We start from the raw sequence: 12,565 nt of genomic DNA on the forward strand, positions 1-12,565 counted from the left end.
GTCATTCCACTGGGTCAATTGGCGACACACTGATTGGCCCTTTCTATTATCCTGAAATCCTGACAAGAGCTCTCTATGGCTTAATCTATAAGCTGCTTGTAATTAATTTCATCGCAATATAAGCCATTAAAATACCGCTAAGTAACTCTATTTTTTGCCATACTTTATTTTGGGTTAATAGGTTTGAAAAATAACGAGTAGTCATCGTTAATGAACTAAACCAAATCATGCTGGCAGAAATTACCCCTGCTAAAAAAGCCAGTTTATGGTCAGGATATTGACTGCTGCCGCTACCCACAATCACCAGGGTATCTATAATGGCGTGAGGATTAAGCAGGCTAAATCCCAAGGCAAATAAAATGATTTGCATTCTTGTATGGGGTTGATGCGTTTCCCCAACGGTTTGTTTGTTTTTAGACAATGCGCTTCTTAAGTTTTTTATTGCATAATAAATCAAAAAGGCAGAGCCTAACCATATCATCCAGACTTGTAAGTTCGGATGAGCCAAAAGCAAATGATGTAATCCAGCGACACTACCGCACACTAAAATGACGTCACAGAAAAAGCAAATGACGGCCGAGAGAGCGGCATGATTTTTTCGCGCACCTTGTTTGATCAGAAAGACATTTTGCGGGCCTAAAGCCATTATCAAAGATAACCCTAAGAGTAATCCATTAAAATAAATCAACATGATTGCATTCAGGACAGTAAAAAAAGGCGATTATATCATAATATTGTGCAAGATGTTTTATTATTGATTGATGTCACATATTTTCTCCAAAACTTTATGCAAAATTGGAGCGACTTTTGTGCTGGAGTAATGTTGCACTCTCTGAAACGCTTTGAGCGCAAGTTGTCTTGACAGATCTTTATCTCGCAAGAGACGTTCCAACCCATCAGCCATGCTGACAGGATCTTCGGGGGGAACAAAAAGAGCACAACCTGAGTCACCTGCAATTTCAAGTGGCCCTGATAAACGAGTGAGAACCATGGGCAAGGAGTGCATCATGCTTTCCAGGATGACCAAACCAAAAGATTCTTCCCGGGAAGGTAAACAGAAAATATCAATGCTTTGATAAAATGATTCTCTGTCCTCAATCCATCCCAGTAAGGTGATTTCATTATCCAAACCATGATGACGAATTAATTTAATATATTGTTCCTTTTCTTTACCGTCACCAGCAATTTTTGCTTGAAAAACGATGCCTCTCCTTTTTAGTTCCGCCAAAGCGTTTATAAAGACATCAACCCCTTTAATTGCAGCAAACCGGGCACAAACACCAATTGTCGGGATCTGGTTATTTCTTGGCTCCCTGTATTGAATCTGGTCTGGAATATGAATCAGATTTGGAATAGTAAATACCCGATGTTCCTCTATCCCTGAATTGATAATGTCCTGACGCATTTGTTCTGTGAGTGCAATGATCGCATCAGTACCAAAGTCATAATGGCCTTTGACGTGGCATACGGCAATCTTGGGAACTTTGGTCCTGGTTTTTTTGAATAGATAAGCTGCTCTGTAACTATGGGTAATGATGCAATCCGGTTGATGGATTTGGATTAATTTTTTTAATCGATGAATCGCAAAAAAATCATGTTGGTTGAAATTATGCACAGTTATCAAATGGTCCTTGGGGCAACTGTTCTTTATTTCTGCTTTGGGGTGAATGATTGGAATGACCTGATTGCCTTGAGAACTTAAAGCAGGGATATAATTTAAAAATACTTGTTCCAACCCCCCATTGACCTTGGAGAACATGGCATTAAATATTTTCACTTTAAATTCTCCTTATCAGCCCCAATTCTATATTACTTAAAGGTGCTGCCGAGTTGCAAAATCGATTAACCCACATCCACCAATACTTGTCCATTTTCTATCTGGGTTGGGTATATTTTTAAATTTTTTCTGGAGGACACTTTACCTAAAAGATTGCCAACAACAGGAGGCCAAGGGGACCAGCATTTCGCTTCGCCTGTTTTTAAATCAAATTCGCTTTTATGAAAAGGGCAAATGATAGAACAGGATTCCGTAATCTTTCCTTTGGCGAGAGGTAATTTTAAGTGAGGGCACTGCGATTGGATGGCATGAACTTGATTATCATGCCAGATAATCAGTATTTTTTGGCCATCAATTACAGTCACTTCCCTATTATTTTGCTGCAATTTGACTAATTCTACGGCAGGTTTGAAAGACACGATAATTACCTCTATATTGGAAATCAGAGGATTATATCAGTGATGTATTTATTCTGTTAGTAGAGTGATGATAATAAATCAGTTAAGTCACTAAAATTGCGTGTCCTTGTTGCGTCAATCCTGGGTGAACGTGTCAATAATCCTGCGTGAATGAGTACTGTCAAGCCTGTCCGCAAGATATCGGAAATGATGAAATTTTTAGGAAGGATTGTAAGGCGTAATTCAGGTTATGTGGGAAGATAATTATTGTTAAAAAAATTTATAATTTTTTACATAGAGCGTAACTTAAACGGTCGAATAACGTTGCAACTTGCTAAGTGAGGAGTATACAATGCGACAATTATTCTGTCTCCTCATGAGAGTCGTGAAAAATAAGAACAAATAGGAGGGAGCGTGGGCTCTTTGATTATAAAAAAATCAATTATTGCGGCGTTAGTTGTTGCACTGGGTATTGCAGGGCAATCTGTACAAGCTGAATCGGTACAGGATGAAAAGTTACAAACTGAAAAAGTACAGACCGAAAAAGTACAAGCAGAAAAAGTAGAAACAGAGAAAGATTTGTTTTCTCCCGTAGAGCAAATCATGAATCCCTTTTATCCCAAATATCCTCCTACCAAACCAGCTACTGGTGAGCAGGCAGAGTTGATTAAACGTGGTGAATACTTGGCAAAGATGGGCGATTGCATTGCCTGCCATACCGACGTTGAAGGGGGTACTCCCGCTTTTGCTGGCGGTTTGCCTATTAATACTCCTTTTGGTTTGTTCTATAGCCCTAACATTACTCCTGATAAGGAAACGGGTATAGGAAATTGGACAGAAAAAGATTTCATTCGAGCCCTTAAGGATGGCCGTGATCCTAAAGGCAGAAATTATTTTCCAGTATTCCCGTATGTTTATTTTTCCAAGATAACAGACGATGATGCTCGTGCTTTGTATGCATATTTCATGAGCATTCCTCCTGTTAAATTAAAGAACAAATCCTTGCCATTTCCTTTTGGTGTTCCCGGAGCACGTTTTGCTCTGTGGGGATGGAATTTACTGTTTTTCTTCCCTGAAGAAAATTCTATTGAATATGATCCGGATAAATCCCCTGAATGGAATCGTGGAAGGTATATAGTCGATACTTTGGGGCATTGCAGCATGTGCCATACCCCCATGAACGTATTTGGATCAGCAAAAAACAGATATTATTTAACCGGTAGTTTTATCGATGGATATTGGGCTCCCAACATCACCAAGTATGGATTGGAATCAGCGACCCATCAAGAGGTGGCCGATGTATTTAAGGCTGGTGAATTAATTAACAAAGCAGGTCCTGTAGCTGGTCCTATGGCTGAAGTGAATCATAATAGCTTGAGTCACTTGACTGAAGCAGACAGATTGGCTATTGCAACTTATCTTAAAACGGTCGAGAGTGAAGAATACCTGGGAGTTTCTCCTTCTGACATGCCTCCTACCATTGCGCGTGGAAGACAAGTTTATTTGAAGGCCTGTCTGATTTGTCATCAGGACAATAAAATGGGTGCTCCAGTGATTGGTGACTCAGCCAGCTGGTACATGCGCCTGAAAAGCAGCGGTTTGACTGGCTTATATCGACATGCCATTTATGGCTATAACCAAATGCCGGTTAAGGGCGCTTGTGTGACTTGTTCTGACAACGACATTATTTCGGCAGTCGATTATTTGCTCAATGCCTCATTGACCCGGTCTCAGTGGCAAGATTTGGCGTCTGGCGGTGTTAAAAAATACCCTGCCAGCGGAAAGGCTATCTACAATGAAAATTGTGCTGTTTGCCATAACGAAGGTAAATTGGGAGCTCCTAAAATAGGTGATAAAGCGATTTGGAAGCCATTGATAGCGCAAAATATGGATGTTTTGATCGAAAACACGATTAGAGGAAAAAATCATTTACCGAATGGTGGTTGTAAACATTGTTCGACAGATGAGGTGATAGAAGCGATCAAATACATGGTCAGTCAATCTAAAACAGAGGGTAATTATTCTTTGTGGTAGGGTTACCAGCAAAATGAGAATAAGTGAACTAGCTTAAACTTTAGTCGGTTTCCCGGCTACTTGAAGAGATGAGGGATTGGGATGTTAAACAGGTTAAATATCTGTAAATTAATTGCGTTATTTAGTGCCTTGACTTCTGCGCAGTCGTTGTGGGCTGCCGCAGATGAGTGGCAGTTAAACATGTATAAAGGGGTGACTCCTTTAAGCAACGACATGTATTACCTGCATATGGTTGCTATGGCTGTTTGTGCGGTAATAGGAGTGGTTGTTTTTGGAGTAATGATTTACTCCTTAATTCATCACAGAAAATCAAAAGGATACCAGCCAGCAAATTTTCATGATAATCCTAAATTGGAAATCATCTGGACTATTATCCCGTTTTTAATCCTTGTCGGGCTTGCTGTTCCGGCAACCAGAGTGTTAATCCGCATGGATGATACGCAGCTGTCCGATGTGACTGTCAAGGTAGTCGGCTACCAGTGGAAGTGGCAATACCAGTATCTTGATCAGGGTATTAGTTACTTCAGTAGTTTATCAACACCCTATGCGCAAATTGAAAACAAGCAAAAGAAAAATCAGTGGTACTTGCTCGAAGTAGATAATCCTTTAGTAGTACCGGTCAACAAAAAGATTCGATTTTTAGTGACATCGAATGATGTAGTCCACTCATGGTGGGTGCCTGAGCTGGGCGTGAAGCGAGACGCTATCCCCGGATTTATGCATGAGGCATGGGCCAGAATTGAAAAGCCGGGTGTATACAGAGGGCAGTGTGCCGAGCTTTGCGGAATTAATCATGGTTTTATGCCTATCGTTGTGAAAGCGGTTAGTGAAGAAGAATTCGATCGATGGGTTAGTGAGCAAACCAAAGTAGAAGATATTTATGCTGAAAAATCAGATAAACCTCGCGAACAAAAAACGATGAGCCGTGATGAATTAATGACGCTTGGCAAGCAAAAATACGATCTCATTTGCTCAGCTTGTCATCAGCCTAATGGTACTGGCTTGCCCCCAATGTATCCTCCTCTAAAAGGCAGTTCTGTTGCCGTTGGAAAACCAATTTCACGTCACATTGAATTACTCCTCAATGGGGTTCCCGGATCAGCAATGCAGCCTTATAAGGACCAACTGACCGATGAAGAAATAGCAGCAATTGTTACGTATGAGCGTAACGCTTGGGGAAATAATACTAATGATTTAATTCAACCCGCAGATGTTGCGGCACTGCGACATGGTACCGATATTAAACCTACCATGGTTAATAAAGCTAAAGCTGGAGGTTTGCAATGAAATACGCAATAGCGCATTCAGAAGATTCTCATGAAGATCATGGTCCCGAACAAGGCAAAGGCTTTATGGGATTTGTCAAAAGGTGGCTATTTACAACCAACCACAAAGACATAGGTACTCTGTATTTATGGTTAGCATTGATAAGCTTCTTTGTTGCAGGAGCAATGGCTTTGGTTATCAGACTTGAGTTATTTCAACCTGGCCATCGATTTGTCGATCCTAATTTCTTTAACCAAATGACAACATTGCATGGGTTAGTCATGCTGTTTGGTGTCGTCATGCCGGCGTTTACCGGTATGGCAAACTGGCAAATTCCCATGATGATAGGCGCTCCCGATATGGCTTTGCCAAGACTGAACAACTGGAGCTTCTGGATTTTACCGTTTGCATTTTGTCTGTTGTTTTCTACCATGTTTCATGCCGGTGGTGGCCCAAACTTTGGCTGGACCATGTACGCGCCGCTCTCTACAACTTATGCGCCACCCAGCACTGATTTCATGATTTTTTCCATTCATATGATGGGACTCTCATCAATCATGGGATCAATCAACATCATAGCCACGATTTTAAACTTGAGGGCTCCAGGCATGACCTTGATGAAGATGCCCTTATTCGTGTGGACCTGGCTTATTACGGCATTCCTTCTGATTGCCATCATGCCTGTTCTGGCGGGTGCTGTCACTATGATGTTAGCTGATAGACACTTTGGCACTTCGTTCTTTAACGCAGCAGGTGGAGGAGACCCTATCCTGTTTCAACACGTGTTTTGGTTCTTTGGTCACCCTGAAGTGTATGTATTGGTCTTGCCAGCTTTTGGGGTTATTTCAGAAATCATTCCCACTTTCAGTCGTAAACCATTATTTGGTTATCATTTTATGGTTTATGCTACTGTGAGCATCGCTGTATTATCCTTTATAGTTTGGGCTCACCATATGTTCACCACGGGAATTCCTCTGGGAGCGGAACTATTCTTTATGTACACCACCATGCTGATTGCGGTACCGACCGGTATCAAGGTGTTCAACTGGGTGAGTACCATGTTCAAAGGAGCCATGACCTTTGAAACCCCAATGCTGTTTGCCATAGCGTTTGTGTTTTTATTTACTATCGGTGGATTTACTGGGCTGATGTTGGCACTGGTACCGGCCGATTTTCAATATCAGGACAGCTATTTTGTTGTGGCTCACTTCCATTATGTTCTGGTGCCCGGCGTTATCTTTGCTCTGGTAGCAGCGACTTATTATTGGTTACCCAAGTGGACAGGGCATATGTACAATGAGCGTTTGGGTAAATGGCATTTTTGGCTTTCTGTCATTTCAGTTAATTTGACCTTTTTCCCCATGCATTTTCTGGGGCTAGCTGGTATGCCAAGGCGAATCCCTGACTATGCTTTGCAGTTTGCCAATTTTAATATGATTGTAACAGTGGCTGCTTTTGCTTTCGGTTTGTCGCAATTGTTGTTCCTGTACAATGTGGTAGCCACAGTAAGAAAAAGAGGCACTAATAAGGATGTAGCGACGAGCAGGGTTTGGGAAGGGTCACATGGATTGGAATGGACTTTGCCATCTCCACCACCTTACCATACGTTTAGCACTCCACCTGAGATTAAATAAAGGTGGAGTTTGATGATTGAAGAAAAAAAACAGAAAAAACTGCTCACTATATTAACATTATTAGTATTAGGGATGTTTGCTTTTGGTTTTGCCCTGGTCCCTATTTATAATAGCCTTTGCAAGAATCTGGGCATTAATGGCAAAACCAAAATGGAGGCCGTTGCTTATGATGAAGATAAGGCAAAAATTGCAGCAGATAGAGAAGTCTTGGTTGAATTCGTAGCAACCAATAACAGTGGTGTGCCTTGGGCCTTCTATCCCAAGACAAAAAAAATTAAAGTGCATCCAGGAGAAATTGTAAAGCTGGCATTCTATGCGGAAAATAAAACAGATCATACAATGACAGTTCAGGCAATTCCGAGCGTGACGCCGGGGATTGCTGCGAAATATTTAAAAAAAACGGAATGTTTTTGTTTTACTCAACAAACGCTAAATGGTCATGAGGCAATGAATATGCCTTTACTATTCCATTTAGATACGGATTTACCGAAAAATGTGAATACGGTTACTCTGTCTTATACATTATTTGATGTGACAGGTAGATCAAGTAATTAGGCGTCGTTGATATGTCTACCTTCGTGGCTATTTTGACTCGATTTTCTGAACGTAGTTTCTGAAAATCGCGACAAGGTAATTCATGCTAGCCAAATATCAGCGGTCTTTGAGTATCAGCGTTTGGCTGAATGACTTATTGTTACAGGAGATTAAAGAATAATGGGAGCACATGGTACATATTATATTCCCAAACCCAGTCACTGGCCTTTGGTTGGCTCAATTGGTTTGACCACCACACTGGTTGGCGCAGCATGTTGGCTACATCATGACTGGTATGGCCCTTACGTATTTATAGCGGGCTTATGTATTTTGGTTGCAATGATGTTTGGCTGGTTTGGGCAAGTCATCTATGAAAACAGCAAAGGCCTATATGATTTGCAAGTTGATCGTTCATTTCGCTGGGGTATGTGCTGGTTCATATTTTCTGAAGTATGCTTTTTCGGAGCCTTTTTCGGAGCCCTGTTTTTTGCAAGATATTGGTCAGTCCCTCTTTTGGGTGGTGAGATGCATCCTATTACTCATTACACCTTATGGCCTGAGTTCAAAGCAGTTTGGCCCTTGCTGAGTAATCCAAATAATCAGACTTTTGCCGGGGCTCATGAAGCCATGGGGGCTTGGGGTTTGGCTGCAATAAATACCATTATTTTATTAACTTCCGGGGTAACCATCACCTGGGCACATTGGGCTTTAAAATTAAGAAAGCGTACTCAATTACTAACAGGTATGTCATTGACCATCGCCTTGGGCGTTTTGTTCTTGATGTTACAAAGCTATGAGTATCATGAAGCATATACGGAAATGAATTTAACGCTGGATGCAGGTATTTATGGTACTACCTTTTTCATGCTGACAGGATTCCATGGTTTGCACGTAACAATCGGAACAATCATGCTTATCGTTATTCTGGTTCGTTGCAAGAAGGGTCATTTTACTCCTGAACGGCATTTTGCTTTCGAAGGGGTTGCCTGGTATTGGCACTTTGTGGATGTGGTGTGGTTGTTTCTATTTGTCTTTGTCTATTGGTTGTAGGGTGAGGCTAATTTATCGTGTATTACAACCGGGTATTAATTAATAAGCCCGGTTGAAATTGAATTCGAACGACTTTCATTTTGTAAGTAAAACAGTAATCTGAAAAGGCTATTGAGTCTACAACAGCATGGCCTCGGAAATATTTTGCAAAAAAATGGACATCACTACCTTTTTCAAAATAATCATTACTTTTTATTTCTAATTCAGATTCAGATAAGCTAACCATTTGGCATTCAAAGTTATTTTGACCAATCTTAATGGTTATAACAACAGGTTCTATAGGTTGAATTAGCACAGTTTCTCCTTAACTGGGCGACTTCAGTTGCTTGTCTTAATAGTGACTGACATTAGATAATGAATTGTTTCTAATTCGAAAATTCACTCTGCACTATTCATGTGTAATCTAAATGAAATAATTCTCCTCTTATTTGTATTCTAGACTATCAATGATCAAATTGTTCTTAATTTAAATATATTGGCTAGAATGAGCTCTTGTGCACAAGAGGTATCAGATGGTAAGTGTGGCATAGCAGACTATTTAATGGATTAGAATTAGACAAACATAAGACGTATTAAAAATGAACCTATCCAAAATCAGTTGATATCGAAATAATTTAGAAACAATTTATCAGATTATATTTGCCTCGCTATTTGAGATGAAGTAACATCTCTGTCGTTTTTAACATTTTTAGGTAACCTCTCGCGATTTTTCTCATTATTTGATTTGTGCTGCGCAACTGGGGAAATGGATGTAGGCAATTTGACAAGGAGATATTGGTCTATGCAATCTAGTCGTTTTATATCTATGACAGCAATTTGTACAATCATGCTGTTATCAAAGTCCACTATAGCTGGGACAGCAGGGGAGGCTGCCTTGGCATCAAGCCATTGGAATGGCGGGGGTAATTTGCAAGTAGTAGAGCCTTTTTTTCAAAATAACCCGGCTTTTTATTTCCTTAGCGCAAGAAGAGTTGCAGCAGGTGATGCGAATTTTACGGTAACTGATATCCAATCCCAAAAGGATGTATCGCATGATGTCGACGTAGCTCCAGAATTTTTTCTAGGGTATGTTTCAGAATCAGGTCTGGGATTTCGAACTCGTTATTGGTTCTTTGATCAAAAGACTAAGCAAACTACTGCAGCCCCCCAGACTTCAGTTACCGATTTGACTTTATCCTTTCCTATTTCTTCAGCTGCTCCAATTGGTTTAGATATTGATACACGTGATAACAATTTACGTGATAGCATGACGGTTGAAACGAAACTTAATACTCAGATTTGGGATGGTATAATAACCAAGAATTATGAGGTTCAAAACTCAGTCATTGTTCTTGGGGCAGGGGCACGATATGCGTATATGTCGCAGCAATATAATGCCTTCGAAACTCAAGAACCAGGCGCAACATTAGATATTCGTATGAATCCCCCTGTACCTCAATTTATAACGGCACATAAAAAGGATCTTTTATCCGGGCATAATTTTTGGGGTTGGGGACCTGTTATTATGATTGAAGATACGATTCCTTTGGGACAAAGTAGTTTTTCCTTGGTTGGCTTGGCCAGAGGCTCAGCTGTATATGGTCCTGCAAAACAACAGGCAAGTAAAACCTTATTGGTGCGAGGCACACAAAATGGTAATGAGATTTTAAATGAAAATGCTTTTGTGCAACGAAAAAATAGACATCAAACCGTTCTGGAAATCATAGATGCAGAACTTGGAATCGCTTACAATAAAAAATGGGGCAAAGGAGAGCTAAGTGGTCAACTATCCCTTGTAGCGCAAGAATGGATTGGTGGTGGAAGTGCCTCAAAATCAGCCACAACCGGTGCTGGTTTTGGTTTGCCAGGAAGCGGCATGACTGGTGCTCCTCAAGTTGCAGGAGTGACAAGCGAAAGCAACTTTGGTTTTGTTGGAGGTGCATTTAAGCTTGGATATTTATATTAATTTTTAATTGAGTCCAAACTCATGAGAGTTTTCTCTTTACAATACTATGCAGAAAACTCTCTCACCTTCTCCATTGTAATTTTTCTACCATAAAACATTCTTAAATAATTGGATGACTAACTAGACAATTATTTTGGGTTGATAAATTTGCAAGAACTGTCTTTAAATTTAAGAATACCTGTCGGGGATAAGACAAAAAACCAGTCTTAACAAGAAAGGTTTTTCCTGTTATGTTTCAAAATCAAGCTATTTCATAGCTGTCTTTAATAGATTCAATTTAATAATTGCTCAATAATTTTTTGCAAATTATGATCGTTTTCATAATGAATAATCAATGTGCCTTTGCCGGTTTTTCCTTGTTTTAATTTAATTTTAGTCTGTAAATGTTTCGCTAAAGAGTTTAGCTGCTCTTTAAACTGAGGGTTGTCTTTTTGATGGGCTTTTGATTCCGGTTTCCCTGTTTTTACTCGTTCAACTAGCTGTTCCGTTTCTCTGACCGATAAATTCTTGGCAATGATTAATTGAGCAACTTGACTTTGCTGCTCTTCATCCAAAGCGAGTAACGCTCGAGCGTGTCCCATGTCTATGTCCCCATTTTCCAAGAGCTTTTTTACTGGTGTTGAAAGGGAAAGTAAGCGAAGAAAATTGCTTACCGCAGTTCTTGATTTACATAAAAGATCGGCTACCTGCTGATGGGTAAGCGCAAATTCATTGGTGAGTCTGTACATGGCTCTTGCTTGATCCATGGCATTTAAATCTTCACGCTGCAAGTTTTCAACCAGTGCCATCGCCATGGCTGTTTCATCATCTACCTGTTTGAGGATAACAGGGACTTCGGTAAGGCCTGCCAGTTGGCTGGCACGCCAGCGTCTTTCTCCTGCGATGATTTCATACCGTCCATTGTCTATCTCACGAACCAGCAAGGGTTGCAATACGCCTTGCTTTTTAATGGACTGGGCAAGTTCATTGAGAGGGGTTTCTTCCATTCCACCACGAGGTTGATACTTGCCCGGCTGTAAACAAGTCACTGCGAGTTTGAGTTGTTGTTCTGTCTGGGGTTGCTCATTTGATAATAAAGAGCTGCTTGATTGACTTAATAAAGCAGATAAATTACGGCCTAAACTACTGCGTTTTACTGTCATTACTTACCCCAAATTAACTGGCTACAGTTTGTTTACTTATCACTTCGGCAGCGAGAACCATATAGGCTGCTGCACCCGGTGAGGATTTATCATATTGCAAAGCCGGCATTCCATGACTTGGCGCTTCAGCCAGTCTTACATTGCGTGGTACAACAGTCCTATAAACCTTTGCAGGGAAATGCTCTAATAACTGCTTGGATACTTCGGCACATAATCTGTTGCGTGCATCATACATGGTACGAAGGACGCCCTCGATATGCAAACGTGAATTCACTGTCGATTTCACTTGTTCGATGGTTGATAACAACGCAGCCAATCCTTCCAAAGCATAGTATTCACACTGCATGGGTATCAAAACGGAGTCAGCAGCGACAAAGGCGTTAATGGTTAATGTATTCAAAGCAGGAGGGCAGTCAATTAAAATAAAATCATAATTGGACTGGATGGGTTGTAATGCTTTGAATAAGAAAGTTTCCCGATGATTGCGCTCCATCAGGCTGACTTCTGCAACAGTCAAATCTTCGTTACCGGGAATTAAATCATATCCGCAAGTTGTAGCAAGGCATGCCTGCTCAGCCAGGCAATCGCGTAACAAGACATCGTTGGTTGTGTGAACCAACTGCCTTTTATCTACCCCACTACCCATCGTTGCATTACCCTGAGGATCTAAATCGATCAGCAAAACTTGCTGTTTGGATGCGGCAAGAGATGCAGATAAATTGATGGCCGTGGTTGTTTTACCTACTCCACCTTTTTGGTTGGCAATGGCTATGACTTTCGCCATA

The 12,565-nt window shown here is 40.7% G+C and carries 12 protein-coding genes; 6 read left to right on the plus strand and 6 right to left on the minus strand.

Features of this window, described 5'->3' with window-relative positions:
- Positions 1 to 85 precede the first annotated feature (85 nt).
- The 3 genes from CC34_RS0111815 to CC34_RS0111825 form a co-directional block, all read right to left on the minus strand.
- On the minus strand, positions 86 to 691 hold the full coding sequence (locus tag CC34_RS0111815; protein ID WP_011216733.1) for a LysE/ArgO family amino acid transporter: 606 nt from the start codon (positions 689 to 691) through the stop codon (positions 86 to 88).
- A 60-nt stretch (positions 692 to 751) separates the two neighbouring features.
- Positions 752 to 1,777: a glycosyltransferase family 4 protein gene (locus CC34_RS0111820; protein WP_027228701.1), complete on the minus strand. Its 1,026-nt coding sequence runs from the start codon at positions 1,775 to 1,777 to the stop codon at positions 752 to 754.
- A 65-nt stretch (positions 1,778 to 1,842) separates the two neighbouring features.
- On the minus strand, positions 1,843 to 2,196 hold the full coding sequence (locus CC34_RS0111825; protein ID WP_027228702.1) for a Rieske (2Fe-2S) protein: 354 nt from the start codon (positions 2,194 to 2,196) through the stop codon (positions 1,843 to 1,845).
- A 393-nt stretch (positions 2,197 to 2,589) separates the two neighbouring features.
- On the opposite strand from CC34_RS0111825, the gene CC34_RS0111830 reads away from it, so the two are divergent.
- The 5 genes from CC34_RS0111830 (at position 2,590) to CC34_RS0111850 (ending at position 8,693) form a co-directional block, all read left to right on the plus strand.
- The gene (locus CC34_RS0111830) at positions 2,590 to 4,209 is read left to right on the plus strand and encodes a c-type cytochrome (protein WP_027228703.1); all 1,620 of its coding nucleotides are present in this window, start codon (positions 2,590 to 2,592) and stop codon (positions 4,207 to 4,209) included.
- 81 nt (positions 4,210 to 4,290) lie between these two features.
- Positions 4,291 to 5,496 (plus strand): cytochrome c oxidase subunit II, encoded by a 1,206-nt coding sequence (gene coxB / locus CC34_RS0111835; RefSeq protein ID WP_028379546.1) that lies wholly within the window; start codon positions 4,291 to 4,293, stop codon positions 5,494 to 5,496.
- Positions 5,493 to 7,109 carry a cytochrome c oxidase subunit I gene (gene ctaD, locus CC34_RS0111840; protein ID WP_027228705.1) on the plus strand — a complete coding sequence of 539 codons (1,617 nt, stop codon included), beginning with the start codon at positions 5,493 to 5,495 and terminating at the stop codon, positions 7,107 to 7,109. The genes coxB and ctaD overlap by 4 nt, the downstream gene beginning before the upstream one ends.
- Before the next feature lie 12 nt (positions 7,110 to 7,121).
- Positions 7,122 to 7,664, plus strand: a complete 543-nt coding sequence (locus CC34_RS0111845; protein WP_011216728.1) for a cytochrome c oxidase assembly protein — start codon at positions 7,122 to 7,124, stop codon at positions 7,662 to 7,664.
- 159 nt (positions 7,665 to 7,823) lie between these two features.
- Positions 7,824 to 8,693, plus strand: coding sequence for a cytochrome c oxidase subunit 3 (locus tag CC34_RS0111850; RefSeq protein ID WP_014842885.1), 870 nt, complete (start codon positions 7,824 to 7,826; stop codon positions 8,691 to 8,693).
- 22 nt (positions 8,694 to 8,715) lie between these two features.
- Here CC34_RS0111850 and CC34_RS0111855 read toward each other — a convergent pair whose 3' ends face one another.
- Entirely contained in the window at positions 8,716 to 8,988 is a 273-nt protein-coding gene (locus CC34_RS0111855) for a hypothetical protein (protein WP_028379547.1), read from the minus strand.
- Positions 8,989 to 9,474: 486 nt separating this feature from the next.
- Between CC34_RS0111855 and CC34_RS0111865 the strand changes: the two genes are divergently transcribed.
- The gene (locus CC34_RS0111865) at positions 9,475 to 10,638 is read left to right on the plus strand and encodes an Lpg1974 family pore-forming outer membrane protein (protein WP_231957890.1); all 1,164 of its coding nucleotides are present in this window, start codon (positions 9,475 to 9,477) and stop codon (positions 10,636 to 10,638) included.
- A gap of 272 nt (positions 10,639 to 10,910) precedes the next feature.
- Here CC34_RS0111865 and CC34_RS0111870 read toward each other — a convergent pair whose 3' ends face one another.
- Both CC34_RS0111870 and CC34_RS0111875 read right to left on the minus strand, forming a co-directional pair.
- Entirely contained in the window at positions 10,911 to 11,780 is an 870-nt protein-coding gene (locus CC34_RS0111870; protein ID WP_028379550.1) for a ParB/RepB/Spo0J family partition protein, read from the minus strand.
- 13 nt (positions 11,781 to 11,793) lie between these two features.
- Complete coding sequence (locus CC34_RS0111875; RefSeq protein WP_010948577.1) at positions 11,794 to 12,564, minus strand: ParA family protein; 771 nt, start codon at positions 12,562 to 12,564, stop codon at positions 11,794 to 11,796.
- Between the last annotated feature and the right edge of the window lies 1 nt (position 12,565).

Origin of the sequence: Legionella pneumophila subsp. fraseri (genome assembly GCF_000586315.1) — a bacterium.
Taxonomy (GTDB): Bacteria; Pseudomonadota; Gammaproteobacteria; order Legionellales; family Legionellaceae; genus Legionella; species Legionella pneumophila_B.